Source organism: Friedmanniella luteola, from assembly GCF_900105065.1.
In the GTDB taxonomy this organism is placed as follows: Bacteria; Actinomycetota; Actinomycetes; order Propionibacteriales; family Propionibacteriaceae; genus Microlunatus; species Microlunatus luteolus.
Genome location: NZ_LT629749.1, coordinates 4,579,578 through 4,606,088, shown reverse-complemented (window position 1 = coordinate 4,606,088; position 26,511 = coordinate 4,579,578). Strand labels below are relative to the sequence as shown.

The 26,511-nt window shown below is 73.8% G+C and carries 24 protein-coding genes; 12 read left to right on the top strand and 12 right to left on the bottom strand.

Going from position 1 to position 26,511, the window contains the following annotated elements; all coding sequences use genetic code 11:
- The first annotated feature begins 69 nt into the window (after positions 1-69).
- On the top strand, positions 70-1,932 hold the full coding sequence (locus BLT72_RS21490) for a putative bifunctional diguanylate cyclase/phosphodiesterase (protein WP_157720595.1): 1,863 nt from the start codon (positions 70-72) through the stop codon (positions 1,930-1,932).
- Between the two features lie 99 nt (positions 1,933-2,031).
- Complete coding sequence (locus tag BLT72_RS21485) at positions 2,032-3,015, top strand: magnesium transporter CorA family protein (RefSeq protein WP_091416094.1); 984 nt, start codon at positions 2,032-2,034, stop codon at positions 3,013-3,015.
- 27 nt (positions 3,016-3,042) lie between these two features.
- On the opposite strand, the gene BLT72_RS21480 is transcribed toward BLT72_RS21485, so the two are convergent.
- Complete coding sequence (locus tag BLT72_RS21480) at positions 3,043-4,101, bottom strand: DNA topoisomerase IB (protein ID WP_091416092.1); 1,059 nt, start codon at positions 4,099-4,101, stop codon at positions 3,043-3,045.
- Positions 4,102-4,362: 261 nt separating this feature from the next.
- On the opposite strand from BLT72_RS21480, the gene BLT72_RS21475 reads away from it, so the two are divergent.
- From BLT72_RS21475 to BLT72_RS21460, 4 genes are all read left to right on the top strand, one after another.
- Complete coding sequence (locus BLT72_RS21475; RefSeq protein WP_197677136.1) at positions 4,363-5,529, top strand: ice-binding family protein; 1,167 nt, start codon at positions 4,363-4,365, stop codon at positions 5,527-5,529.
- A gap of 298 nt (positions 5,530-5,827) precedes the next feature.
- The gene (locus BLT72_RS21470) at positions 5,828-6,367 is read left to right on the top strand and encodes a matrixin family metalloprotease (protein WP_091416087.1); all 540 of its coding nucleotides are present in this window, start codon (positions 5,828-5,830) and stop codon (positions 6,365-6,367) included.
- 68 nt (positions 6,368-6,435) lie between these two features.
- Complete coding sequence (locus tag BLT72_RS21465) at positions 6,436-6,696, top strand: DUF3072 domain-containing protein (protein ID WP_091416083.1); 261 nt, start codon at positions 6,436-6,438, stop codon at positions 6,694-6,696.
- Between the two features lie 25 nt (positions 6,697-6,721).
- Positions 6,722-7,696 (top strand): TIGR03557 family F420-dependent LLM class oxidoreductase, encoded by a 975-nt coding sequence (locus tag BLT72_RS21460; RefSeq protein WP_091416080.1) that lies wholly within the window; start codon positions 6,722-6,724, stop codon positions 7,694-7,696.
- Between the two features lie 579 nt (positions 7,697-8,275).
- Here the strand turns inward: BLT72_RS21460 and BLT72_RS21455 are convergent.
- The 8 genes from BLT72_RS21455 to BLT72_RS21420 form a co-directional block, all read right to left on the bottom strand.
- The gene (locus BLT72_RS21455; RefSeq protein WP_091416076.1) at positions 8,276-8,938 is read right to left on the bottom strand and encodes a pyridoxamine 5'-phosphate oxidase family protein; all 663 of its coding nucleotides are present in this window, start codon (positions 8,936-8,938) and stop codon (positions 8,276-8,278) included.
- A 39-nt stretch (positions 8,939-8,977) separates the two neighbouring features.
- Positions 8,978-10,438: a glycoside hydrolase family 130 protein gene (locus tag BLT72_RS21450; RefSeq protein WP_091416073.1), complete on the bottom strand. Its 1,461-nt coding sequence runs from the start codon at positions 10,436-10,438 to the stop codon at positions 8,978-8,980.
- Positions 10,435-11,466, bottom strand: coding sequence for a glycosyltransferase (locus tag BLT72_RS21445; RefSeq protein WP_091416070.1), 1,032 nt, complete (start codon positions 11,464-11,466; stop codon positions 10,435-10,437). Before BLT72_RS21445 ends, BLT72_RS21450 begins: the two co-directional genes overlap by 4 nt.
- Complete coding sequence (locus tag BLT72_RS21440; protein WP_091416066.1) at positions 11,463-12,623, bottom strand: glycosyltransferase; 1,161 nt, start codon at positions 12,621-12,623, stop codon at positions 11,463-11,465. The genes BLT72_RS21445 and BLT72_RS21440 overlap by 4 nt, the downstream gene beginning before the upstream one ends.
- Positions 12,624-12,778: 155 nt before the next feature.
- Positions 12,779-15,238, bottom strand: coding sequence for an ABC transporter permease (locus BLT72_RS21435; protein ID WP_091416064.1), 2,460 nt, complete (start codon positions 15,236-15,238; stop codon positions 12,779-12,781).
- 1 nt (position 15,239) lies between these two features.
- On the bottom strand, positions 15,240-16,028 hold the full coding sequence (locus BLT72_RS21430; protein ID WP_091416061.1) for an ABC transporter ATP-binding protein: 789 nt from the start codon (positions 16,026-16,028) through the stop codon (positions 15,240-15,242).
- Between the two features lie 106 nt (positions 16,029-16,134).
- On the bottom strand, positions 16,135-16,797 hold the full coding sequence (locus BLT72_RS21425) for a response regulator (protein ID WP_091418097.1): 663 nt from the start codon (positions 16,795-16,797) through the stop codon (positions 16,135-16,137).
- A complete protein-coding gene (locus tag BLT72_RS21420) occupies positions 16,797-18,017 on the bottom strand; it encodes a sensor histidine kinase (RefSeq protein WP_091416058.1) in 1,221 nt (406 codons plus the stop codon). The genes BLT72_RS21425 and BLT72_RS21420 overlap by 1 nt, the downstream gene beginning before the upstream one ends.
- A gap of 110 nt (positions 18,018-18,127) precedes the next feature.
- Here BLT72_RS21420 and BLT72_RS23400 point away from each other — a divergent pair, with 110 nt between their 5' ends.
- The 4 genes from BLT72_RS23400 (at position 18,128) to BLT72_RS21405 (ending at position 21,782) form a co-directional block, all read left to right on the top strand.
- The gene (locus BLT72_RS23400; protein WP_280949235.1) at positions 18,128-18,262 is read left to right on the top strand and encodes a hypothetical protein; all 135 of its coding nucleotides are present in this window, start codon (positions 18,128-18,130) and stop codon (positions 18,260-18,262) included.
- 173 nt (positions 18,263-18,435) lie between these two features.
- Positions 18,436-19,284: a nitrilase-related carbon-nitrogen hydrolase gene (locus BLT72_RS21415; RefSeq protein WP_091416056.1), complete on the top strand. Its 849-nt coding sequence runs from the start codon at positions 18,436-18,438 to the stop codon at positions 19,282-19,284.
- Between the two features lie 16 nt (positions 19,285-19,300).
- The gene (hydA, locus tag BLT72_RS21410) at positions 19,301-20,737 is read left to right on the top strand and encodes a dihydropyrimidinase (RefSeq protein ID WP_091416053.1); all 1,437 of its coding nucleotides are present in this window, start codon (positions 19,301-19,303) and stop codon (positions 20,735-20,737) included.
- Positions 20,738-20,765: 28 nt separating this feature from the next.
- Positions 20,766-21,782: a TIGR03842 family LLM class F420-dependent oxidoreductase gene (locus BLT72_RS21405; protein WP_091416051.1), complete on the top strand. Its 1,017-nt coding sequence runs from the start codon at positions 20,766-20,768 to the stop codon at positions 21,780-21,782.
- A gap of 28 nt (positions 21,783-21,810) precedes the next feature.
- Here the strand turns inward: BLT72_RS21405 and BLT72_RS21400 are convergent, their stop codons facing one another.
- From BLT72_RS21400 to BLT72_RS23395, 3 genes are all read right to left on the bottom strand, one after another.
- Positions 21,811-22,764 (bottom strand): serine/threonine-protein kinase, encoded by a 954-nt coding sequence (locus BLT72_RS21400; protein WP_091416046.1) that lies wholly within the window; start codon positions 22,762-22,764, stop codon positions 21,811-21,813.
- Positions 22,757-24,628: an ABC transporter ATP-binding protein gene (locus BLT72_RS21395; protein WP_091416043.1), complete on the bottom strand. Its 1,872-nt coding sequence runs from the start codon at positions 24,626-24,628 to the stop codon at positions 22,757-22,759. Before BLT72_RS21395 ends, BLT72_RS21400 begins: the two co-directional genes overlap by 8 nt.
- A gap of 105 nt (positions 24,629-24,733) precedes the next feature.
- A complete protein-coding gene (locus tag BLT72_RS23395; protein ID WP_280949234.1) occupies positions 24,734-24,865 on the bottom strand; it encodes a hypothetical protein in 132 nt (43 codons plus the stop codon).
- A 291-nt stretch (positions 24,866-25,156) separates the two neighbouring features.
- Here BLT72_RS23395 and BLT72_RS21390 point away from each other — a divergent pair, with 291 nt between their 5' ends.
- On the top strand, positions 25,157-25,576 hold the full coding sequence (locus BLT72_RS21390; RefSeq protein WP_091416040.1) for a PPOX class F420-dependent oxidoreductase: 420 nt from the start codon (positions 25,157-25,159) through the stop codon (positions 25,574-25,576).
- Positions 25,573-26,511, top strand: coding sequence for an NAD(P)/FAD-dependent oxidoreductase (locus BLT72_RS21385; protein WP_091416037.1), 939 nt, complete (start codon positions 25,573-25,575; stop codon positions 26,509-26,511). The genes BLT72_RS21390 and BLT72_RS21385 overlap by 4 nt, the downstream gene beginning before the upstream one ends.

The following is a 26,511-nucleotide window of genomic DNA, read 5'->3' as shown; positions in this document are numbered from 1 at the left end:
CGACCAGCGCGCCAGGTGCGTCGAGGACCGGTCCCGGCACTTCCGTGGGCCGTCGACGGACGGAACCCGATGACCGCAGGGGCGACCACCGAGCAGGCCCTGGTGCCGCCGGCGCTGACGGCCCTGATGTCGTTCGACGAGGCGTCGGAACGCGTGCTCGACTACCTGCGGACCCTGATCCCGATGAGCTTCTGGGCGGTCACGGCCCACGACGCCGAGGGTGACCGACAGGTCTACCTGCACCTGCGCGACCAGAGCGGCCGCGCCGCGGTGGGCGACTCCAACGCGTGGTCGGAGTCCTTCTGCCAGTACATGGTCGCCGGGCTCGCCCCGCAGCTCGCGGCCGACATCAGGGCGGTGCCCCGGTATGCCGCCCTCAGCGCCGCTGCCGGCCTGGCCGTCGGCGCCTACGTCGGGGTGCCGATCCGGACGGGCGACGGCGAGCTCTTCGGCACGCTGTGCGCGTCCGACCCGGACCGGCAGGAGAGCGCGGTCCTCGAGCGGCATGCTCCCCTCCTGCAGCTGCTGGCCACGCTCCTGGGGCAGATCCTCACCGGTGAGCGGCTGCAGCTGGACGCCCGGGAGCGGGAGGCCACCCTCCGCTGGCGGGCCTTCCACGACGAGCTGACGAGCCTGCCGAACCGTGCCCTGTTCTACGACCGGCTCGAGCACGCCCTCGCCCTGCACGCGCGCGACCAGCGCCCGGTCGCCGTCCTGACCCTGGACGTCGACGACTTCAAGGCGGTCAACGACGCCTTCGGCCACGGCGGCGGGGACGCGCTGCTTGTCGGGCTCTCCCGGCGGCTGCAGGCGGCGGTGCGGGCCGGGGACACGCTCGCCCGGATGGGGGGCGACGAGTTCGCCGTCCTCCTGGAGCCCAGCGGCGGTCGAGGAGGTCTGCAGGGAGCCCAGCGGGTCGCCGAGCGGGTCATGGCGGCCCTCGACGAGCCCTTCCAGGTCGGTGGCCAGCGGATCAAGGTGGGGGTCAGCGTGGGCGTCGCCGCCCTCGAGCCCGGGACCCACGGCGTCGGGGCGGAGGTCCTCCTCACCCAGGCCGACGTCGCGCTCTACACGGCGAAGAGGGGCGGGAAGTTCCAGTCCACCGTCTACCAGCCGACGATGCGGCTGCCCGAGGCGCGCGACCTGCAGCTCCGCGAGCCCCTGCGCGAGGCCATCGAGAACGGTGAGATCCAGGAGGTCTACCAGCCCGTCGTCGCCCTGGACACCCTGACCGTGGTCGGGGTCGAGTGCCTGGCGCGGTGGACCCACCAGGGACGCCCGGTGGGCCCCGACGTCTTCATCCCGTTGGCCGCCCGCAGCCGGCTGCTGCCGGCGCTCACGACGCTGATGGTCGGCCGGGCGTGCGCCCAGCTGCGGCAGTGGCGCCGCACGCTGGGCCACGACCGGCTCCGGGTCGCGGTCAACGTCCCGCCCGGGCTGCTGAAGGACCCGGCCTTCCCCGGTCAGCTGACCGCTCAGGTGCTCGGGGCCGGGGTCCACCCCCGTCAGCTGACCCTCGAGATCACCGAGGACGCCCTGCTCGACGACCCGGACGCCGCGGCCGTCATCGCCGAGGAGCTGCACGCAGCGGGGTTCCGGCTGGCCCTCGACGACTTCGGCACGGGCTACTCCTCCCTGCTGCACCTGCGGACGATCCCCCTCGACGTCGTCAAGATCGACCGCGGGTTCACCTCCGACGTCGACACGAACCCGCGCACCCGGCGGTTCATGCAGGCGCTGCTGACCATGGGCCACGAGCTGGGCCTCCGGGTGGTCGTCGAGGGCGTGGAGCGCGTGAGCCAGGCCGACGTGCTGCGCGAGCTGGGCGCCACCCACGCCCAGGGCTACCTCTACGCCCGCCCGGCGCCGGCCGACCAGCTCGACCTCTCGACCCTGCGACCACGCCCGACCCCGGAGCCCGCTGCGTCCTGACCACCACCGCGGCCCGGGTCCGGCTCGCGGTGCGCGAGCCGGACGTGCCCGCTCCTCGCCGCCCTGGTGGCGGGACGCCCCGTGGCGCAGGATGGCCGCATGGAGCTGCGCTGGGTGAGTCCCGACGGCGCCCGCCTCTGCGACCCCGGCGAGCTCCACGAGCTCCGGCAGCGCGACGGCGGCTTCGTCTGGCTGGACATCCCCGTCTGCGACGACGACGCCGAGCGGATCCTGCTGGCCGAGCTCGGGTTCCACCCGATGGCCGTCGCCGAGGCCCGGCAGCGCAACCACACGCCCCGGGTGCACGTCTACCCCGACCACCTGTTCGTCGCCCTGCACGCGCCCGAGATCGGCACCGGTGGCCACGTGCACTACCTCGAGCTCGACCAGTTCATCAGCGAGCACCTGCTGGTGACCGTGCACGGGCCGCTCAACCCGGTCGTGCCGCTGGACCGCGCGCTGGCCGAGACCCGCCAGGTGACCGCCCGCCTGGAGGCCGGCCGGCTCCGGCCCGTCTCGCCGTTCGCCCTGGCCTACGCCGTCGTGTCGGCGATCGCCCGGCGGGAGGAGGCGCTGGTCGGTGACCTCGCCCGGCAGGTGGGGCTGCTGGAGCAGCGGGTGATGGGGGCGGCGGACGAGGAGCCCCAGGCCTTCCTCACCGCCCTGTTCACCGCCCGGCACGAGCTGCTGACCATCCGGACGATGGCGTCGCAGAGCGCTGAGATCTACAAGCGGGCCATCAGGCTCGCGACCTTCGTGCCGAGGGAGGGACGGGCGCTGCTGAAGGACCTCCTCGACCAGTACGAGCGCGTGTCCCGGATCAGCCAGAGTCAGCTGGACTTCCTGACGGGCGTGACCGAGTTCTACCGGGCCCGGACCGACACCAAGATGACGATCGCGGCCGAGCGGCTCGCGGTGATCGCCGCCGTCACGCTCCCGGTCACGGCGCTCTCCTCGATCGTGGGCATGAACGTCATCGTCAACGACCGCACGCTGTGGTGGCCGCTGGTCATCCTCCTCGCGGCGATGGTGTCCCTCTCCCTGATCCTGCTGCGCTGGGCGAAGCGCCAGGGCTGGTGGTGAGCCGGGGCCGGCCCCGGACCCGCCGGCTCAGGCGGCGGCAGCCCTCCGGAGCTTCCTGATCTCGCTCTTCGGGGTCTCGAGCAGCGCCAGGACGGCCTTCTCGACCTTGCCGTGGGTGGCGCCGTCGGAGAGGTCGGCGTTCTTGCCGACCAGCGAGGGGGTGATCGTCGCGCCGTCGTTGAAGAGGTCCACCAGGCGGGGGTCGACGTAGGAGGCGCGGGCCACCGTCGGGGTGTTGCCGAGGTAGAGCGACACCTCCTTCATGGCCGCGGACACCGCGCGCTTGCGCGCGCTGGCCGTCGTCGCGGTGCCGTTGGCCCGGGCCAGGGCGACGGCGGCGATCACCGTGCCGTGCCAGGTCCGGAAGTCCTTCGCCGACACCTCGCCACCCACCACCTGCTTGACGTAGCTGTTGATGTCGGTCGAGCCGACGTCCTTCCACTCCCCGTCCTCGGTCTGGTAGGCGAGCAGCTCGGGTCCGCCGCCCTCCCGCTCGAGCAGCACCGAGACGGAGGCGCGCACCAGCTCGTCCCCCAGGGTGATGTAGCGCTCCTTGCCGGACTTGGCGATGTAGTCGAAGACGACCGAGCGGCCCTCGAGGGAGACGTGCTCCTTCTGGATGGTCGCGAGGCCGTAGCTCTGGTTCGCCTCGGCGTAGGCCTCGCCGCCGATCCGGAAGAAGCCGAGGTCGAGGAGGCGGAACGCCGTCCCGAGGGCGCGCTCGTAGGGCATCCCCGGCAGCCGCAGGTGCTTGGCCACCCGTCGTCGGGCGATGGGCAGCTTGGCGGCCACCTCCAGCACGCGGTCGTGCTTGGACTGGTCGCGCTTGCGGCGCCACTCCTCGTGGTAGAGGTACTGCCGCCGGCCCGCGTCGTCGGTCCCCACGGCCTGGATGTGCCCGTTCGGGACGGGGCAGATCCACACCTGCTGCCAGGCCGGGGGGATCACGAGCAGCTTGCAGCGCTCGGCGTCCTCCGCGGTCAGCCGCTGACCGTCGTTGTCGAGGTAGATGAAGCCCTTCCCGGCCCGACGCCGGGTCCACCCGGGGTCGCGGGGGGAGACAGTTCTCAACCGTGGCACGGTCATCCTTCTACCCGCGGGAGCCGGGAAGATGCGGCACCGGCGGGACGACCTGCCCCGGGGCGACCCGAGCGCCTCCACCCAGCTCGTGGTCCGGCAGCGACGATGCGAGGTTTGGGAGGACCACGGGCTACGCTGCCCCCGGCAGTCAGACCGGTCGTCCGGTCCGATGCCGGGCCGCGGGGGCGGTGAGCAGCCCCGGAGGCACCGATGAATCCCAGCACCTCGCGCGCGCAGACCAGTCGGAGCCCAGGCCAGCCACAGCTCGTGGTCACCACCGCCCTGATCGGCCTGCTGGTCGGCCTGGTGGTCCTGGCCACGGCGCTGGGCTCGGTCCGCGCCTACGCCGCGGCCGACGGCGCCGTGCTGCTGGGCACCACCGAGAGCTACTCCGTCCTGGGTGCGACGACCGTGACCAGCACCGGGGAGACCGAGCTCTCGGACGACCTCGGGGTGAGCCCGGGCCTGGCGATCGTCGGCTTCCCGCCCGGACGCGTCGGAGGGGCGACCAACGCGGGCAATGCCGCCGCCGCTCAGGCGCAGTCCGATCTGACGATCGCCTACGACGACGCCGCCGGCCGGGACCCCACGGGGACGCTCTCCGGCTCGCTCGACCGTTCAGCCCCCTTCGTCGCCGGGGTCTACCAGGCCTCGTCGTCCGCACTGCTGACCGGCACGCTGACCCTGGACGGGCAGGACGACCCGAACTCCGTCTTCATCTTCCAGATCGGTTCCGCCCTCACCACGGCGACCAACAGCACGATCGCCCTGGTCAACGGCGCGCAGTCCTGCAACGTGTTCTTCCAGGTCGGCAGCTCCGCCGACCTCGGCGTGGACAGCGAGTTCGTCGGGACCATCCTCGCCCTCACGTCCATCACGGTGAAGTCGGGCGCCACCGTCGACGGCCGGGCCCTGGCTCGCAACGGTGCCGTCACCCTCGACGACAACGTATTCACCTCGTCGGCCTGCCTGGAGCCCAGCGCCAGCCCGAGCCCCGACGACGAGCCCAGCGCGAGCGACGGCCCGAGCCCGAGCGGTGGCCCCGGCCCGAGCGACGGTCCCAGTGCGAGCGACGGTCCCAGCGCGAGCGACGGCCCGAGCCCGAGCGACGGTCCCAGCGCGAGCGACGGCCCGAGTCCCAGCGCGTCCAGCGCGCTGCCGACGACGGTGCAGACCGAGTTCGAGACCGAGGGACCGAGCGCTGAGGCGACCGCGACCTCCATCGAGCGGGAGAGCCAGGAGGGGTCGGCCACCGACACCGCCACGGCCGTGAGCGGCTCCGGCCGCTCCGGTGGCGACGGAGGCGCACTGGCCCAGACGGGCAGCAGCGGCCTGACCACCGCGCTCGGCCTCGGCGGCGGCGTCCTCGTGCTGGCCGCCGCGGGCGTCCTCGTCGTGGCCCGGCGGCGGGCTCAGGCCGGTCGGCACGAGTAGCCGCCCCGACCGCAGCCGACGCCGGCCCCCCGTTCGTCCGTCCCACCTCGGTGGCCGGGTCGACCGGGGGGCCGTCGTCGCCGTGGCTCCGCCGGCCCCGTTCGTCGGGTCGCGCCGGCGTCCGGCGGCGGCGTCCGCGGTGGCCCCGAGCCGGCGCTGAGCAGAACCTGACCCGTCGGTCGCCCCTCGCGAACTCCTGACCCTCCGCGGGGTCTGCGCCCCCCGGAACCCCGAGGTCGGCGCACCAGACTCCTGATCGCAGAGCGGTCCCGCTCCTGCGGATCCCCCAGGAGCCCTCGTGCGCACCTCCCTCGTCGCCCTCGCCTCCTTCCTCACGGTGCTGGCGTCGTCGCTCCTCACGACCCCGGGCGCGGAGGCGGCGATCACCTCCGTCTACTGGCCGGAGGACGTGGTCTACGTGCAGGACCTGACCGCCGGGCTGAGGACGGCGGACGGTTCTCCGGTCTGGCCGGTCAAGGCCGCGGCCGAGCGCTGGGACGACGCCAACCCCGTGGACTTCCGCTACACCACCAAGGCCTGCCCGACGGGTGCGCAGTGCGTGGTGGTGCGGCAGGCCGAGCTCGCCGCCCCGGTCGTCGGCTCGGGCGCCACCGGCCGGTCGGGTCCCGACATCGTCTCGGCCGCGGTGGTCCTGGACACGACCTTCGGCCGGACGAACGGCCCGACGCGGCGGCGGAACGTGGTGTGCCACGAGCTCGGCCACACGCTCGGTCTGCAGCACAGCCCGGGCTCCTGCATGACCTCGCACGTGACCGACGAGCGCTACCCGAGCAAGGCCGACATCAAGAACCTGGTCGCCCTGTACGGCCACCGCTGAGGCTCCTCGCCCGCCACGGACGGGCGGACCGGCGGAAGGCTGTCGGAGGCTGCGCATACGGTGTGGCCATGAGCGAATTCCAGTCAGAGACCACCCAGGCCGCGCAGGAAGAGGGCACCATCGGCGCCAAGGCCGAGACCGAGAACCCGGCCCTGGAGAAGGACCCCAGCGACTGGGTCAGCGGCGACGACCCCATGACCCCGTCCCAGAAGAGCTACCTCGACACCCTGGCCAAGCAGGCCGGGGAGGAGCTCCCCGCCAACCTGAACAAGGCCGAGGCCTCCGAGCACATCGACCGGCTGAAGACGGCCCAGTCCGGCCAGTCCTGACCGGGGTGGTGAGGAGGAGCGGCTCATGACGCGGTTCGGCTACACGCTGATGACGGAGCAGAGCGGCCCGAAGGCCCTGGTGCAGTACGCCACCGCGGCCGAGCAGGTCGGCTTCGACTTCGAGGTGTCCAGCGACCACTACTCGCCGTGGCTGGTGTCGCAGGGTCACGCGCCCTACGCCTGGACCGTGCTGGGTGCCGTGGCGCAGGCCACCTCGCGGGTCGAGCTGATGACCTACGTGACCTCGCCGATCCAGCGCTACCACCCGGCGGTGGTGGCGCAGAAGGCGGCGACGCTGCAGCTGCTCTCCGACGGCCGCTTCACGCTCGGCCTGGGCTCGGGGGAGAACCTCAACGAGCACGTGACGGGCGAGGGCTGGCCACCGGTCGACCAGCGCCAGGACATGCTGGTGGAGGCCGCCACGATCATCCGCGAGCTGCACACCGGCGAGCTGACGACGTGGGAGGGCAACTACTTCCGGGTCGACTCCGCCCGCATCTGGGACGTCCCGGAGGGCGGCGTGCCGATCGGCATCGCCGTGTCCGGTCCGAAGTCGATCGAGCACTTCAGCCCGCTGGCCGAGCACCTCATCACCACCGAGCCCGACGCCGAGCTGCTGCAGGCCTGGGACCGGGCCAAGGGGGACACGTCGTCCCGCAAGATCGGCCAGATCCCGATCTGCTGGGGCACCGACCGCGATGCGGCGGTGGCCAAGGCGCACGACCAGTTCCGCTGGTTCGCGGGCGGCTGGGCGGTCAACGCCGACCTGCCGACGCCGGCCGGCTTCGCCGGGGCCAGCCAGTTCGTCCGACCCGAGGACGTCGCCGAGCAGATCCCCTGCGGGCCCGACCTCGACGCGGTCGTCGAGGCGGTCAAGCCCTTCTGGGAGGCCGGCTTCACCGACATCGCGCTGGTGCAGGTGGGCGACGAGGGTCAGAGCGCGTTCCTCGAGCAGGCCGCCGGCCCGCTGCTGGAGAAGCTCCGGGCCGCCTCGGCCTGAGGCCGTCGCGAGGCGGGGGGCCGGTCCGGCACGACCGGTCGAGCCCTCCGCCCGGCGTCCCCTCGCGACGACGTGGTCCGCCGCCGCTCGGGACCGCGCCCCGTCGGTGCCTCCCGCGCCGCTCGCCCTCGCGAGGGCTCGTCCCGGCCGGGGTCGGTCCGTCCCCGGCACCCCGGTCCGTCCCCCACTTCACACCCCTGCGGTGGTCTTCACACCCCGTGCAGGGGGTGTGAAGCACGTCCACGGGGTGTGAAGTGGGGGTGCTGGCGCGGGACCGGCCGCGCGAGGCGTCCCACGCCTGATGGACCGCGCGGTCACGCGACGTCACCGCCCCACGCGACGCGTGTGCTCGCCCTCGTCGGCCGTTCGTCAGCTCAGCGCCGGCGTGCGTCCGCCACTTCACACCCCTGCGGTGGTCTTCACACCCGCTGCACCGGGTGTGAAGCACCCCGACGGGGTGTGACGTGGGGGGTCGGACCGAGCCACGCCCGGGGGTACGGGCGGACGCCGGTCCGAGCCACACCCGGGGATACGGCTGGACGCCGGTCCGGACCCCGGAGGGCGGACGGACGGCGGCGCTCAGTCCTGGGCCGCCCAGGCCCGGACGTGCTCGGGGACGGGTGCCTCCGCCAGGCCGGGAGCGGCGACCGGCTCGCCGCGCCGGACGGACAGCGGCAGCACGCCGGTCCAGTGCGGCAGGTCCAGGTCCTCGGGGTCGTCCGACGGCGGCCCGCTCCGCGTCTTGAGCGACACCTCGCGCAGGGGCAGCCGCAGCAGCGCCGTGGCCGCGAGCTCGCGACGGTCCGCGGGCCGCGAGCCGGACGAACGGCCCGGCACCACCGACTCGACCAGCGCCGCGAGGACGGCCGCCTTGTCCTGCTCGTCGCGGACCAGCTCCGCCCGCCCCTGGGCGACGACGGAGCGGTAGTTGACCGAGTGGTTGAACGCCGAGCGGGCCAGGACCAGGCCGTCGATCAGGGTGACGGTCACGCACACCTCGAGCCCGCCCTCGGCCGCGGTCCGCAGCGCCCGCGCCCCCGTCGAGCCGTGCAGGTAGAGGTCGTCGCCGACCCGCACGTGCAGCTGCGGGAGCACCACCGGCCGACCGTCGACGACGAACCCCACGTGGCAGACGGTGGCCTCGTCCAGCACGGCGTGCACCGCCGCCCGGTCGTAGCCGACGCGCTCGCGCAGACGGCTGGGCGTCGTCCGGTCGGTCGGGGGGTAGGCGTCGGCACTCATGCCGCCCAGTCTGGCGGCGCGGCCCCGCGCCGTCAGGCGTCAGGCCGTCAGCCGGGCCAGCAGCGCGGGCAGGTCGACGAAGGCGAAGCGGATCGAGGAGTCGCTGCAGCCGTACGGCAGGACCAGCCGGTCGCCGTGCACCAGCGCCCCGCAGGAGTAGACGACGTTGGGCACGTAGCCCACCCGCTCGTCCTCGTCCGGCAGCAGGAGCGGCTCCGCCAGCACGCCCCGGAGGACGGTCGGGTCGTCGCGGTCCAGCAGCGTGGCGCCGATCCCGTAGCGGCGGACGGGCCCCACCCCGTGGTTCAGGACCAGCCAGCCGGCCTCGGTCTCGATCGGCGGTCCGCAGTTGCCCAGCTGGATGAGCTCCCACGGCTCCGCGGGCTGCTGCACGATGACGGCCGGGTCCCACCAGCGCAGGTCGCGCGACCGGGCGACGCCGATGCTCTCGCGGTCCCACCGGACCAGGGCGGCGTAGTCGCCGTCCAGCCGGCGCGGGAACAGCGCCATGCCCTTGCTCCTGGACGCCGGGCCGAGCAGCTGACGGACGTCCAGCCGGCGGAAGTCGGTGGTGCTGACCAGGTGGGACGCGATGGCCGTGCCGTCGTAGGCGGTGTAGGTGGCGTGGAAGGCGACGCTCCCGTCGTCCTCCACCAGCCGGGTGAGCCGCGCGTCCTCGACCCCGCGGAGCTCGTCGGGCGCCACGGGGAACAGCGCCGTGTCGGTCGCCGGGACACCCGGGTCGACGTCCAGGCCGTAGTCGCAGCGGAAGACCCACCGGACCTGCTCCGCCACCACCGCACCCCGGACGCGGTCGAGGTAGTCCCGGCGGACGGCTTCGAGCACCTGCTCGAGGTTGTCCCCGTCGACGTGCGGGGGCAGCACCCGCGCCAGCTCGTCCACCGGGTTCCCGGTGCGGTCCGCCACCGCGGCCAGCAGCACGTCACGGCTCAGGGTCGCCGACCGGTGCGCCGGCGTCCGGGGCCGGCCCGGGTCGTCCACCCGGAGGTCGGCCGGACCGCTCCCGAGCACGCCCGAGCGGAACTGGATGCTGGAGACGTGCCCCTCGCCGACGGAGCGCACCGTCATCAGGAAGCGCAGCTCGCCGGGGGCCAGGCCGGCCTGGTCCGGGTGGACCACCATCGACGGGTTGAACAGCGCCGCTGCCTCGAGGGCGTACTCCTGCGTGAAGTAGGCGCCGATGAGCGCGGCCCGCTCGGGTGGCAGCACGCCGGTCCCGGCCCGGTCGGCGACGGCGGCGAAGTGCGCGGCGAAGACGCCGTCCAGGTCGTCGTGCCGGTCGCCGAAGGCGGCGCGGGTGGCGACCAGGGTGGCGGTCACGTCGGCGTCCGCCATGGCCTGGACGCGGTCGACCACGGCGTCGACGCGGGCCCGGCCGTCCGCGAGCAGCTCCTCGCCCGGGAGGAACGGGCGGGCGATGACGCGGGCCGGGTCGGGCCGGAGGACGAGCGGGCTGCGGACCAGCAGGCCCGCGCTCACGTCCGCGCGGCCGTCACCGCGGCACTGCGCTGCAGGGTGGAGATCAGCGCGAGCGTCGACTCCGCACCCTGGTTCTCGTTGCGCCCGTGCCGTTCGAGCCCGTCGTACCCACCACCGCTGATCACGTCCAGCAGCATGACACCCGTGTCGTTGGCGCCGTGGAACCACCGCCGGCAACGCTCCAGCCCGACGGCCCACCGCGGGTCCCCGGTCACGTCGAGGGCGCGGGCACAGGCGTCGGCAAGCGCGGCGACCTCGATCGGCTGCTGGTCGTAGCCCGGCCGGGGCTCGCCGCGCGCCCAGCCCCCGACCGGGGTGAGGGAGAGCTGGTCGCCCGAGGTCTCGACGTCCAGCAGCCAGGTCAGCATCCGCAGGCCCGCCTCCAGCAGCCGGGCGTCGCCCAGCAGGTGCCCCGCCGCGACCAGCACCTCGGGGAGGCTGCCGTTGGCGTACCGCAGCCGGGGCTCGGGCCACGGCCAGCCGGGCTCGGTGGGTCGGGCCAGCAGGCGGTCCGCCGTCGCGGTCAGCAGCCGTCGCGCCGCGCGGTGGCCGGGCCGGACCGTGAGCACCTCGGCCGCGCCCAGCGCCGCGAAGACGTCCGCCCGCAGGTGGGGGGAACGGTGCCGGGCGCCGCGCTCGAAGTGGCGCAGCGCCACCCCGGCCTGCGCCTCGTCGCCCCAGCGGGCGGCCACGCTGCCCAGCCCCCACAGCGCCCGTCCCCAGCAGTCGTCGAGGGTCGGGGCGTCGGTCCAGCGGCCCTCCAGGCTCCGGCGGTTGTGGAAACGGCCGTCGTGGGCCTGCGCGTCGACGACCAGCCGCAGGTAGTCCCCGCCCAGCCGCCGGAGCGGGGCGGCGGGCGACGGCTCCCGTGCCAGCACCACGAGTCCGCGGGCGAGGTCGTCGACGCAGTAGCCGTGCTCCGGACGGGGCGTGGTCAGCTCCGCGTGCTCGAACAGGCCGCCGTCGTCGGTCAGGCGGAGCAGGTGGTCGAAGGACACCGCCGGACCGAGGACGGGGACGGCGGTCACGCGGTGGCCAGGACCGACCGGCGGGGCACCACGGCCGCGGCGACGGCGCGGTACCGGTCGGCGACGGCGGGCCACAGCAGGCCGGGTGCGATCCGCTCCGCCTCCGCCGCCATGGCGGTGCCCAACCCGGGCTCGGTGAGCACCCGGCGCAGGGCGGCGGCGATCCCCGCCGGGTCCTGCCGGTCCACCAGCAGACCGGCGCCGCTCGACAGCAGCTCCACGGCGTGCGGGAAGGCGGTCGAGACGACGGGCTTGCCGGCCGCGACGGCCTCGATCAGCACCCCGGAGGTGACCTGCTCGCGGGAGTCGTAGGGCAGCAGCACGATGTCGGCGGCCTGGACGATCCGGTGCAGCTCGGCGGTGCTCAGGTAGCGGTCGTCGAAGTGCACGGCACCGCTGCCGCCGGCGGCGGCGCGGGCGATCAGCCGCTCGCGGTAGACCTCCCCGTGCTCGGCCCGCACCTTGGGATGGGTCTGACCGACGACGTGGTACTCCGGCCGCGGGTCGAGGTCACCGAGCAGCCCCATCGCGTCGACCGCCCACTCGATGCCCTTGCCCTCACCCAGGAGTCCCCAGGTCAGCACCGTCGCCGGCCGGCCGGCCGCGCGGGGCCGGCGGTGCAGCTGCGGCGGCGGGACGTCGGCGCCGTGCGGGATGACCGTGACCTTGCTGCCGTCGACGGCGTAGTGCTCCAGCAGCCGGTCGTGGCCGGTCTGCGTCATGGTCACCACCGCGCTGGAGGCGCTCACGAGGGTCTCGAGGATGCGCCGCTGGTTGGGCGACGGCGTCACCAGGACGGTGTGCAGGACGGTGACGAGGGGGACGCGGAGCCGGCGGACCACGTCGAGGACGTCCTCCCCGTCGGGACCCGGGAAGATGCCGTACTCGTGCTGGAGCACGGCGACGTCGAAGGCGTTGAGCGCGGCGGCGGCGCGGCGGGGTCCGCGCGCCTCGCCCCGCACCCAGGTGCCGTCGGCGGGCTGGCCGGTGCTGCTGCGTGCGCCGCGCCGGCCGGGCAGCTCCGCCGCATCGGCCACCCGGACCACGCCCACCAGGTCCTGCGGCGACTCCAGAGCCGTGACGAGCGCGCGGCTGAAGGTCGCCAGCCCGCACTGCGTGGGCGGGTAGGTGCTCAGCACCCCGTAGGAGATGGTCATGCGACATCCTTCCCGCGCCGTGGCCGTCAGGGATGCCCCGGGCTCGGGACGGCCGGTCGACCCGGGCAGGGCCGACGCTAGCAGCGCTGTGTGTCCCCCAGGTTTCACGACCGCGGGGGTGCGGCACACCACCCGCAGGGGTGGATGGCTGCCCGTCACCGGTCGGCCAGCGCCTCCGTCGGGGTGGCCATCGCCGCGCGGCGGGCCGGCAGCACGGAGGCGAGCGCCCCGGCGAGCGCGACGACCGCCACCACGCCGAGCGTCTGGAGCACGGGCACGGCCAGGTGCAGCCTCCCCATGTCGGTCTCCTCCGCCAGCGCTACGGCACCCACCCCGCCGAAGGCGATCCCGACCACGACGCCGACGGCCGCCCCCACCAGGGCGAGCAGCACCGCCTCCACGGTCAGCATCCCCCGCAGCTGGCGCCGCTGCAGGCCCAGCGCCCGCAGCAGGGCGGACTCGCGCGTCCGCTCCAGCACCGACAGGCCCAAGGTGGTGCCCACGCCGATCAGGGCGATCAGCACAGCGACGGCGAGCAGGCCCGTGGCCACCGCCAGCAGCCTGTCGAGCACCCGGACGACCTCGGCGGCCTCGGTCAGCGAGCCGTCGACCCGCAGCCCGGGCTGGCTCACGGTCGCCTGCCGGACCGCCGCGACGACGGCCCGGGCCTCGTCGCGGTCCGCGGCGGCCGCCCACAGCTCCGAGGTGGGGGCGGTCGGGGCCAGCGCGGCCAGCGCGGCGTCGGTCACCGCCACCCCGCCCGAGCGCGGGATCTCGCTCGACCGGAGCACGAAGGTGCCCCGCCGTCCCTGGTACGACAGCTCCAGCGGGTCCCCCGACCGGGCGCCGAGCATCTCCAGGGTGAAGTCGTCCACCAGGGCGTTGCGTCCGGTGAGCTGGTCCAGCCCGGTCGGGACGACCCGCTCCACGCCGGCCCCCGGCGCCGAGACGGTGAGCTCGGCCACGCCGTCGTCACCGGCTCCCGGGAGGCCGGCCCGGACGCTGCGCACGGGCACCGTCGCCGTGACACCCGGGACGCCGGCGACCGCCGTCGTCACCGTGGTCGAGAGCGGGCCGTCGGGGTTGACGACCACCAGGTCGACCGGGAACTTCGCGTCCAGGGCGTCGTCGAGCGTCGCGCCGACCGTGGCGGAGCCCACCTGGAGGGTGACGATCAACCCCACGGCCAGCATCAGCGCGGTGCAGGTCGCCGCCGACCGGCCCGGGTTGCGGACCAGGTTGGCCGCCGCCAGCCGGGCGGTGGGACCGCCGCGGCGGGCGAGCAGGCCGACCCCGCGCAGCAGCGCGGGGACCACCACCACGGCGAGGGCCAGGACGCCGACCGCCGTGATGGCCGCGCCGGCCACGGCCAGCACGACGTTGTGCGCATCGGCGGTGAGCGCCACGACGATCACCGCCACCCCGAGCAGCGTGCCGAGCCCGCCGGCGACGACCCGCAGCCGGCCGTGGCGGTGGCGGTCCGCCTCGGGCGCGACCGGCCGCAGCGCCTCGAGCGGGGCGACCCGGCTGGCCCGGCCGACCGGGACCAGCGACGCCAGCACGGTGACCACGACCCCGCCGACGAAGCCCAGCCCGACCGCCAGCGGCGGCACGGCCAGGCCGGCGCCGATCCCGCCGGTCACCGTCGCGACCAGCGCCGCCACGCCGGTGCCGAGCACGACGCCCGCGGCGGACCCGAGCAGGCCGGTGAGCAGCGCCTCGGCGAGCAGCATCCGCCGGACCTGGCGGGTGGAGGCGCCGACGGCCCGCAGCAGGCCGATCTCCCGGCGCCGCTGGGTCAGGATGATCACCAGCGTGTTGAGGACGGTCATCGAGCCGACGAGCACCGCGATCGAGCCGAAGACGAGCACCAGGTAGCCGAACAGGTCGGCGACCCCGGTGGCCTCGTGGAGGGCGGCGGCGCCGGCCTCCGCCGAGGTCTGGACGGTGCCCGCCTCGCCGACGACGGGCTGCAGGGCGGCGGCCACCGCGCCGGGCTCGGTCCCGGGCTGCACCCGGACCAGGACCGTCCCGGAGCGGTCCCCGGGGGCGGTGGCGGCGGCGAAGGCCGGGGCCACGACGCCGGAGTCGCCGAGGTCCGCGAACAGCGCGCGGCCCTCGTCCAGCAGCCCGGTCACCACCAGCCGCCGGGCCGGACGGTCGCCCAGGGGCTCCAGGGTCAGCACGTCCCCGGGGCCCACCGCGTAGGACCGCGCGGTCCCGGGGCTGAGCACCACCTGGTCGGCGGTGGTCGGCCAGCGGCCGGTGCCCAGCTCCGACCAGCGGAACTCCGGCCGGTCGGGCAGGGTCTGCAGCTCGATCGGCCCGGGCCCGGCGGCGGTGCTGAAGGCGGCGTAGGTGCGGGCGGAGGTGGAGACGGCGGCGACGCCGGGCAGGGCCGCGGCCGCGGCGGCGACCGGGGCGGGGTCCCCGCCCAGGTCGACCAGCACGTCGCTGGTGGAGGACGGGGCGCTCAGCCGTTGGCCGACGCCGCGGGTCTCGGTGGCCACGAAGACCAGGCAGGCGACGACGAAGGCGACGCTGACCACCACGGCCAGGCCGACCGAGACCGTCCGGTCCGGGTGGGTGCGGAGCTCGCGCCACGCGCGCCGCACCTCAGGAACCCAGCCGGGTCAGCGCGGCAAGCAGGTCGTCGGTGCCGGGAGCGTCGAGCTCGTCGACCAGCGCGCCGTCGGCCAGCAGCAGCACCCGGTCGGCGTGGGCGGCGGCCGCGGGGTCGTGGGTGACCAGGACGATGGTCTGGCCCAGCTCCCGGCTGGCGCTGCGCAGCTGGGCGAGCAGCTGCTGCCCCGTGCGGGAGTCGAGCGCGCCCGTCGGCTCGTCGGCGAAGACGACGTCGGGCCGGGTGATGAGCGCGCGGGCGATGGCGACCCGCTGCTGCTGGCCGCCGGACAGCTCGCTGGGCCGGTGGGCCAGCCGGTCCTGCAGCCCGAGCGCGATCGCGGTGGCCTGCAGCAGGCCCGGGTCGACCTCCGTGCCGGCCAGCTCCAGCGGCAGGGTGATGTTCTGCGCGGCGGTGAGGGTGGGCAGCAGGTTGAACGCCTGGAAGACGAACCCCACCTGGTCGCGGCGGACGGTGGTGAGCTCGCGGTCCGCGAGGCCGGAGATCTCCCGGCCGCCGAGGAACACCTGCCCGCTGGTGACGGTGTCGAGGCCTGCCAGGCAGTGCATCAGCGTCGACTTGCCCGAGCCCGACGGGCCCATCACCGCGGTCAGCTGGCCGCGGGTGATGGCGACGCTGACGGAGTCCAGGGCCCGGACGGCGGTCCGGCCGCTGCCGTAGGTCTTGACGAGGTCGACGGCCCGGACGGCGGCGACGTCGCCCGGACGGGTGGTCCGGGGCGCCGGGCCGGGGCCGGTCGACGGCTCGAGGGTGGTGCGCACGGAGAAGTCCCTTCGGTCGAGGTGTCGGCTTCAACCTAGGAACGGGCGCCGGGCCCCCGCATCGGAGCGCGGGCCCTGCAGGAGGGGCCCGCGGTCCGACCGGCGGTCAGCGCGGGGCGACCCCGGTCTCGTAGGCGAACAGCACCAGACCCACCCGGTCCCGGATCTCCAGCTTGGCGAGCAGCCGGCCGATGTGGGTCTTGACCGTGCCCTCGGCGAGGTACAGCCGCGAGCCGATCTCGCTGTTGCTGGCCCCGGCCGCGATCTCCACCAGCACGTCGAGCTCCCGGGCGGTGAGCAGGGCCAGCCGTGGGTCCGGGGTGTGCTCGGTCGGTCGGCCGGGCAGCGTCGGCACGACCTGCGCGAGCAGCCGGCGGGTGGCGCTGGGGGCGACGACGGCGTCCCCCGCCGCGACGTCACGGATGGCGCTCAGCAGCTCGGCGGGGCGCGCGTCCTTGAGCAGGAAGCCGCTCGCCCCGGCCTTGAGCGCGGCGAACACGTACTCGTCGAGGTCGAAGGTGGTCAGCACCAGCACGCGGGCCGGGTGGCCGGCCGCGGTCAGCCGCTGGGTGGCCTCCACGCCGTCGACGACGGGCATCCGGATGTCCATCAGCACGACGTCGGCCGACACCTTGGCCAGGGCCTGCACCGCCGCCTGGCCGTCGGCCGCCTCGCCCACGACCACCAGGTCGTCCTCGGCCTCGATGAGCATCCGGAAGCCGCTGCGCACCAGCGCCTGGTCGTCGACCAGGAAGACGCGGACCGGCATCAGCGGCCGGTCCACGCGGACGGACCCGGCTGCGCGGCCGGCGCGGCGGTGAGGGGGAGCGAGACGCGGACGCTGTACCCGCCGGTCGGCCGCGGCCCGGCGGTCAGGGTGCCGCCGTGCAGAGCGACGCGCTCGTGCATGCCCCGCAGGCCGTGGCCCCGGCCGTCGCCGGTCGCCGCAGCGCCCCGGCCGTCGTCGGACACCTCGATCTCGAGGGCGCTCCCGGTGAACGCGAGGGTGACCTGAGCGGTGGCGGCGGGGCCGGCGTGCTTGAGGGTGTTGGTCATGGCTTCCTGGACGATGCGGTAGGCGGTCAGGCCGAGGGCCTGGCTCACGGGTGGCGCGGTGCCGAACGTGGCGAGCCGGGCGGTGGCGCTGGTCTTGCGGACCAGGTCGGGGATGTCGTCCAGCCCTGGGGTGGGCACGTAGGACGTGGGCTCGGCGCCGGGGCCGCCGCTGCGGAGCAGACCGACCATCCGCCGCATCTCCTCCAGCGCCTCGCGGCTGGTCTCCGCGATGGTGCCGAGCACCTCCGGGCCCTTCTCGGGCCGCTTGGCGGCCAGGGCCCGGCCGCCCTCGGCCTGGACGACGATGACCGACAGCGAGTGGGCGACGATGTCGTGCAGCTCGCGGGCGATCCGGTTGCGCTCGTCGACGGCCGCGACGGCGGCCCGCTGCTCCTGCTCGGCCAGCCGCAGCCGGGAGCGCTCCAGCTCCGAGAGCTGCCGCTCGCGCCGGTTCTCGACGCTCTCCCGACCCCGCCGGCCCACCAGGTAGGCCGCCAGCACGACGCCGGCGCAGCCGGTCACGCCCATCGCGAAGTAGACCATCGCGGTGCTGGAGGAGTACACCGGCAGCGCCCAGCGGGCCGGACCGAGCAGCGCCCCGGCGAGGCCCAGCGCCAGCCCCGCGTGGCTGACGCTCCTGCTGCCCCACCGGGCGGCGGCGTAGACGAGCATGGGCACCACGACGATGCCGATCATCGGCTGCGACAGCGTCAGCAGCTGCCCGAGCGCGCCCACGGCGCCGACGGCCAGGGCCGCCGCGGGGACCAGCCGGCGCATCAGCAGCGCCGAGGCCAGGATGACGCTGGCGGCGGCCGCGGCCGGCTCGCCGCCCGTCGCGTAGGGCAGGCTGACCACCACCGCGACGACGCAGGCCAGGACGAAGTCCCAGACGAACCGGCGGTCGCGGACCTGCAGGTCGAGGCGAGAGCTCATGGCCCGGTCAGCCTACGGGCGGCGCCGCCCACGCCCATCGGTCCACGGTCTGACCCTCCGGGGCCGTCGGCCGCCCGGCCCGGTCGTCCGGCGGCCACTAGGCTGGCCTCGTGCAGTGGAAGATGATGGCCGCCATCGGAGCCGCCGTGGGCGGCGTGGTCTGGTACGTCGAGCGGCGGCGCACCCGCCCGTCGATCGGGACCGACCGCTGGGCGCAGGTCACCGACCCGATCGCGCCCTCCTGATCCGCCGGTCCGACCCGGCGCAGCCGCGATCGGCGGGGCCGACGCGTCATCCGGCCGTCAGGCATTGACACACCCCTGGAACAGGGTGGACGTTCAATGCTCGAACGGGCCGGTGAGGGCCCGTCGACGGGCCACGGGTGACGTGACCCGTGCGACCGCGAGGACGGGACCACGTGAGCACAGTGCGGGCAGCGATCACCCAGACCACCTGGACCGGCGACAAGGCCTCGATGCTGGACAAGCACGAGCAGTTCGCCCGGCAGGCCAAGGACCAGGGTGCGCAGGTCATCTGCTTCCAGGAGCTGTTCTACGGCCCCTACTTCGGCATCACCGAGGACCCGCAGTACTACGACTACGCCGAACCGGCCGACGGTCCCGTCGTGCAGCGGTTCGCCGCGCTGGCCGCGGAGCTCGCGATGGTGATGGTGCTGCCCATCTACGAGGAGGAGCAGCCGGGCGTCTACTACAACACCGCGGTGGTGGTCGACGCCGACGGCAGCGTCCTCGGCAGGTACCGCAAGCACCACATCCCGCACCTCGACAAGTTCTGGGAGAAGTTCTACTTCCGCCCCGGCAACCTCGGGTACCCGGTGTTCAAGACCGCCGTCGGACCGATCGGGGTCTACATCTGCTACGACCGGCACTTCCCGGAGGGCTGGCGCGAGCTCGGTCTGAACGGGGCCCAGATCGTCTTCAACCCCAACGCCACCAAGCCCGGGCTGTCCAACCGGCTGTGGGAGATCGAGCAGCCCGCCGCCGCCGCGGCCAACGGCTACTTCGTCGCCGCACCCAACCGGGTGGGCCGCGAGGACAACGAGTACGGCGACGCGGCCGTGTCCTTCTACGGCTCCAGCCAGTTCGTGGACCCCCAGGGCAACCTCGTCGGCCCGATGGGCAGCAGCGAGACCGAGGAGGTGCTGGTCCGCGACCTCGACCTGGGCATGATCCGCGAGGTCCGCAACGCCTGGCAGTTCTACCGCGACCGCCGGCCCGAGTCCTACACGTCGATCCCGAAGCCCTGAGACCGGCCGGCTGACCATGGCGACAACGCTGATCAAGAACGGCACGGTCGTGAACGCGACCGGCACCGCCAGCGCCGACGTGCTGGTCGACGGCGAGACGATCGCCGCCGTCCTCGCGCCCGGCTCGGTCCTGCTGGGCCACGACCTCGAGCGCTCCGTCGACACCGTCGTCGACGCCGCGGGCAAGTACGTCATCCCGGGCGGGATCGACGCGCACACCCACATGGAGATGCCGTTCGGCGGGACGTTCGCCAGCGACACCTTCGAGACCGGCACCCGCGCCGCGGCGTGGGGCGGCACCACGACCATCGTCGACTTCGTCGTCCAGTACGCCGGGGAGAACGTGCTCGACCAGTACCACCTGTGGCACGAGAAGGCCGCCGGCAACTGCGCCGTCGACTACGGCTTCCACCAGATCCTGTCCGACGTCGACGACGACTCGCTGAAGGCGATGGACCAGCTGGTCATCGAGGGGGTCACGAGCTTCAAGCTCTTCATGGCCTACCAGGGCGTGCTCCTGTCCGACGACGGCCAGATCCTGCGGGCCATGCAGAAGGCCGCCGAGAACGGTTCGATGATCATGATGCACGCCGAGAACGGCGGCATGATCGACGTGCTGGTGCAGCAGCTGCTGGCGGAGGGCAAGACCGATCCCTACTGGCACGGCATCTCCCGGCCCTGGCAGGCGGAGGAGGAGGCGACGCACCGGGCGATCATGATCGCCAACCTGACGGGGGCCCCGCTCTACGTGGTGCACGTCAGCGCCAAGCAGGCGGTGCAGCAGATCGCCGCGGCCCGGGACGCCGGCCAGAACGTCTTCGGCGAGACCTGCCCGCAGTACCTCTACCTGTCGCTGGAGGAGCAGCTGGGCGCCAGCGGGCCGGAGTGGGGCAGCTTCGAGGGCGCCAAGTGGGTCTGCTCGACGCCGCTGCGCGCCCGGGCGGAGGGCCACCAGGACCACATGTGGCAGGCCCTGCGGACCAACGACATCCAGATGGTCTCCACCGACCACTGCCCGTTCTGCATGAAGGACCAGAAGGACCTCGGGATCGGCAGCTTCGCCAAGATCCCCAACGGCATCGGCTCGGTCGAGCACCGGATGGACCTGATGTACCAGGGCGTGGTCACGGGGCAGATCTCGCTGCCGCGGTGGGTCGAGCTGACCTCGACGACACCGGCCCGGATGTTCGGGCTCCACGGCCGCAAGGGGGTCATCCAGCCGGGGGCTGACGCCGACGTGGTCGTCTACGACCCGCGGGGCCACACCTCGATCGGGGTCGGGAAGACCCACCACATGAACATGGACTACTCGGCCTGGGAGGGCTTCGAGGTCGACGGCCACGTCGACACGGTGCTGTCGCGGGGCCGGATCGTCGTGGACGGCGGGGACTACGTGGGCGCGAAGGGGCACGGGCGCTACCTCAAGCGCGGCCTGAGTCAGTACCTCCTCTGATGACCCGGGCGAAGCGAGGGCAGTAGACATGGACTTCGGCGTGGTCCTGCAGACCAACCCGCCCGCCCAGCGCACGGTGCAGCTCGCCCAGCTGTCCGAGGCGCACGGCTTCGACTACCTGTGGACGTTCGACAGCCACCTGCTCTGGCAGGAGCCGTACGTCATCTACAGCCAGATCCTCGACCGGACCCACCGGATCAAGGTCGGCCCGATGGTCACCAACCCGGCCACCCGGGACTGGACGGTGACGGCCTCGGTCTTCGCCACCCTCAACGAGATGTACGGCAACCGGACGGTGTGCGGGATCGGCCGCGGGGACTCCGCCGTCCGGGTGACCAACGGCAAGCCGTCCACGCTCAAGGAGGTCCGGGAGGCGACGCACGTCATCCGCGAGCTCGCGAACTGCCGCCCGGTGGACCACAAGGGCACGACGCTGCAGTTCCCGTGGGCCCGGACCTCGTCGCTCGAGGTGTGGGTGGCGGCCTACGGGCCGCTCGCGCTCAAGGCGGCCGGCGAGGTGGGCGACGGCTTCATCCTGCAGCTGGCCGACGTCGACATCGCGGCCTGGATGATCGAGAGCGTCCGGACCGCGGCCAGCAACGCGGGCCGGGACCCGGACGCGATCACCTTCTGCGTCGCCGCCCCGATGTACATCGGGGACGACCTGGACCACCAGCGCGACCAGTGCCGCTGGTTCGGCGGCATGGTGGGCAACCACGTCGCCGACATCGTCGCGAAGTACGGCGAGTCCGGGGCGGTGCCGCAGGCCCTCACCGACTACATCCACGGCCGGCAGGACTACGACTACAACGAGCACGGTCGGGCGGGGAACACCCACACGGCCTTCGTGCCGGACGCGATCATCGACCGGTTCTGCCTGCTGGGCACCGCCGAGGACCACATCGCCAAGCTCGAGCAGCTCAAGGCGATCGGCTGCGACCAGTTCGCCGGCTACCTCCAGCACGACAACAAGGAGGAGACCCTCCGGGTCTACGGCGAGACGGTCATGCCGGCCCTCCGCGACCACGTCACGGCCCGCTCCTGACCGGGAGCCGTGGGTGAGCCCTCGCTCCTCAGGGCGACGCGGGGCCGTCGACCGGCTGGCCCGGCGCCAGGCCCGGAGCGGCTGGCTCGGCGGGCCCGAGGTGGGTGAGGACCTCCTGCAGGCCTTGCCAGACGGCGCGGGCGGACGGTCGCAGCTGCGGGTCCGGGTGCAGGCAGGCCTCGATCAGAGCGGCCAGACCGGACGGCAGCCGGCGGCCGAAACGGCGGAGCGGTGGCGCCGGGCGGCGGAGCTGCAGGTAGTCGTCCCGGTCCAGGACCGCGGCGTCGGCGGCGTCGTGGGCGTCGAACGGGCCGATGCCCGCGGCCGCCTCGTAGAGCGTGGCCCCGATGGCCCAGGTGTCGGCGGCCTCGGTGACGTGGCTGCCCGTGGCCTGCTCGGGCGACATGTACAGGTGGCTGCCGAAGCCGCGAGGCACCGGGCCGGCCGGGCGGGCGAGGCTGAGGTCGATCAGCTTGGCGATCCCCCCGTGACTCACGATGTTGGACGGTCGGACGTCCAGGTGCAGGTAGCCGCTCTGGTGCAGGTAGTGCGCGGCAGCGGCGACCTGGCTGCCGAGGTGGCACAGCTCCGCGGCGGCCAGCCGGCTCGCGCGGTCTTCGATGATCTCCTCCAGCGTGGGTCCGGGGATCGTCTCCATGATGACCACCACTTCGGGCTGGGTGAACGTCGCGAGCCCACGCACCAGCAACGGGTGGGTGAGCGTCTGCAGCAGGAAGCCTTCCTGCGCGAGGCGCCGACGCACCCGCTCGACGGCGGCACGGTCGGGACGGACCACCTTGGCCACGCAGCTGCACAACCGCTCGTCGCTGAAGACGGCGTAGACGTCGAGCGCGTCGCCGCGGCGCAGGTGCTCCGCGACCCGGTACCCGGGGGCGATCTCCGCCCCGACCGCGACGACCGCGACGTCGTCGTCGCGGTCGTGCTCGGCCCGGTCCTCGAGGACCGCGGCCTGCTCAGCCATCGGTGGCCGCCAGCTGAAGCTCGAGCTCGGGGCCGATGAGGGCACGGCGGGCCCGGCCGTGCTCGCCGTCGGCCGCGGCGCGACGGGCGGTCGGCGGGGGCGGAGGCTGGTCGAGACCGCTCTGCCGCCACAGCTCCGCGTAGCGCCCCTGGAGTCGCAGCAGCTCGTCGTGCGTCCCGCGTTCGACGACGCGGCCCTGGTCGAGCACGACGATGCTGGTGGCTTCCCGGACCGTGGTCAGGTTGTGGGAGATGATCACCGTCGCCCGGCCGGTCATCAGGCGCCGCATCGGTTGGACGAGGCGTGCCGTCGACTGCGCGTCGAGCCCCGTCGTCGGCTCGTCGAGCAGCAGCACCGGGGCGTTCCGCAGCATGGCCCGGGCGATCGCCAGCCGCTGGCCCTGACCGCCGCTCAGCCGGCGGCCACGCTCGCCGATCTCGGTGTCGTAGCCCTGCGGGAGCGCCCCGATGAAGCCGTCCGCGTCGGCGGCGACCGCGGCGCCCTCGACGTCCGCCTCGGTGCTCGCGTCACTGCGTCCGTAGGTGATGTTGTCGTGGATCGTGCCATCCAGCAGCAGGGTCTCCTGCAGCAGCACGGTGACGTTGCGGCGCAGCGATCCGAGGGTGATCGACGTGATGTCGTGGCCGTCGAGCAGCACCTGCCCGCCCTCGGGGTCGAAGAACCGGACCAGCAGTTTCGCGAGCGTCGACTTGCCGGCGCCGCTCGCCCCGACGACGGCGACGGTCTCCCCGGGGCCGACGCTGAAGGACACCGCGTCGAGGGCGAGTCGCGCGCTGCCCGGGTAGCGGAACGTCAGGTCGCGGACCTCCAGGTGCCCGCGGGTGACCCCGACGTCGACCGCGTCCGGAGCGTCCTGCACGGCGGGCGGCTGGTCGAGGACCTGGATCACCCGCTCGGCGCCGGCGGAGGCGGCGTAGGCGGTGTTGGCGAGGGATCCGAGCCGGCGGACCGGGCCGTAGAGACCGCCGAGGAAGGTGAGGAAGGCGAGCAGCTCACCGACGCTGAGCTGGCCACGCGACAACAGCCACGCTCCGGTGCCGAGCACGGTCAGCACGCCCAGGAGCTCGATGAGGTCGACCACGGGGGTGTAGACGCTCTTGAGCCGGGCCGACGCCATCTCGACGCGGTACTTGCGTTCGGCTTCGTCCGAGAAGCGGGCGACCTGACGTTCCTCTTGTCCGTAGGCCTGCACGAGGGTGATGTTGCTCAGCGTCTGCTCCACGACGCTGCCGATGGTGCCGGAGAGGCGCTGCTTCTCCCGGGAGAGGCTCTTGGTGCGCCCGGAGAAGCGCCGGGCGGTGTACCAGAACAACGGGGTGACGACGAGCGCCACCAGGGCCAGCTGCCATTGCAGGTAGAACAACGCGCCGACGTAGACGACGATCTGCACGGTGGCCGACGTGAACGAGGTGACGGCCGAGACCACGAAGGCCTCGATGGCCGCGACGTCGCCGGACATCCGGGCGAGCAGGTCGCCGAGCTTGCTCTGGTGGAAGAACGTGGGAGACAAGCGCTGGAAGTGCCGCAGCAGATGGGTGCGCAGATCGACCAGGAATCGTTGGCTGAGCCAGGTCGACAGCATTCGACGACTGCCCGAGATCAGGGCTTCGAGGACGGTGAGCCCGACGTAGGCGGCAGCCACGGTGGGGAACAGGGCGAACTCGCGCGGCAGCAGGACGTCGTCCACGAGCACCTTGAACAGCCAGATCTCCGCGGTGTTGACGAGGGGCGGCAGGAGCGAGAGCAGCAGGGCGACGAGCAACCAGCCGCGACGCGGGGCGGCGAAGGGCCAGAACCGGCCCACGATGGCGCGGAGCGCGATCTCGCGGGGTGCAGCGCGCATGTCGGGTCCTGTTCGGGAAGGGGAAGAAGTGCGCACGGCGGGCGGCCGACGGCCGCCCACCGTGCGCTGGAGCGGAGCTGGAGAAGCCCGCTCAGAGCCGAACCCTCAGTAGCCGTGGCTCTTGCTGTAGGACTTGCTCCGGCTGTAGCTCTTCGAGTACGACTTGCTGTGGCTCTTGCTCTTGGTGTCGTGCTTCTTGTTCTTCTTGCCCTTGACGTGGTAGCCCTTGAAAGTCATGACTCCTCCTTGAGTTCACTCGGGTCACGAAGCGTCTCCACCCGTCCGGCCGACACGGGGAGAAGAGCTTCGACCCCAGGACCGGTGTCCTGGTGATGAACATCTTGGGACGAATGGGTGAACACCACCATTCCCACCAATGAGGGGTAGATGTCTGACCAGTATTTGTCCGAGCTCGGCAGAAATGCGCATTGTGGCTCGGAAGCCGGTCGGCCGGTCGCCCGTGGTCAGGGCTGCGTGCCAGCGGCGCACGAGCCGAGGACGGCGGGCTGGGGGCATAGGCTCACCGGCATGGAGCTCAGCGACGCCCTCGACGCGGCCCGACGGCACCGCGAGTCCACCCTGGTGACGCTCCGGTCCGACGGCCTGCCCCAGCTGTCGAACGTGATCCACGCCGTCGACGCCGACGGCCTGGTGCGCATCTCGACCACCGCCCGCCGCGCCAAGTACAAGAACCTGCAGCGCCGACCCTGGGCGGCGATCAAGCTCGACGCCGGCTCGTTCTGGTCCTACGCCGTGCTGGAGGGTGAGGTCGAGCTGGCGCCGGTGTGCGCGTCGCCGGACGACGCGACGGTCACCGAGCTGGTCGAGCTCTACCGGGCCCTGTCGGGCGAGCACCCCGACTGGGACGAGTACCGGGCGGCCATGGTCGCCGACCGCCGCACCGTCATCCGGCTCCGCCCCGGCCGCGCCTACGGGATGCTCCGGTGAGCGTCGTCGTGGTCGGTGCCGGGATCTCGGGGATCGCGGCCGCCCGCACCCTGCGGGCGGCGGGCGTCGACGTCGTCGTGCTCGACCGCGGCCAGCGGATCGGCGGCCGGATGGCCAGCCGGCGCACCGACGACCGCGTCGTCGACACGGGTGCCTCCTACTTCACCGTCTCCGATCCGGCGTTCGAGGTGGTGGCCGAGGACTGGCACGCCCGCGGGCTGGCCCGCCCGTGGACCGACACCTTCCACGTCGCGGACGACGGCGACCTCACCCCCAAGCCGGGGCCGATGCGCTGGGCGGCGGCCGAAGGGCTTCGCTCCCTGGTCGAGGACCTGGCCACCGGCCTCGACGTGCGCGAGCAGAACGTCCGCGCCGTCACGCCGGGGCCGCAGGTCGACGGCCAGCCGGCCGACGCCGTCGTGCTGGCCATGCCCGACCCGCAGGCCCAGCGGCTGCTCGACCCGGCCCTCACCGCCGTCTCCGCCGTGCTGCACGACCCGTTCCAGCCGGTGCTGGCCCTGACCGCGCGCTGGGCGGAGGCGGTGTGGCCGGCGATGGACGGCGCGTTCGTGGCCGACGACCCGGTCGTCGCCTGGATCGCCGACGACGGTCGCCGCCGCGACGACTTCGCCCCCGTGCTGGTCGCCCACTCGACGCCGGAGTTCGCCGCCGAGCACCTCGAGGCGCCGCAGGAGGCCGCCCCGCTGCTGGAGCTGGCGGTCCGGGACGCCCTGGGCATCGGCACCGAGGCGGTCTCCCGGCACGTGCACCGGTGGACGTTCGCCAAGCCCAGCCGGACGCGCCAGGAGCGCTTCTTCCTCGGCGAGGACCTGATCGGCGTGTGCGGCGACGCCTGGTCGGACAAGCCGCGGGTCGAGTCGGCCTACCTGTCCGGGGTCGCGCTGGGCCGGGCGCTGGCGGAGCGGCTGGCCTGA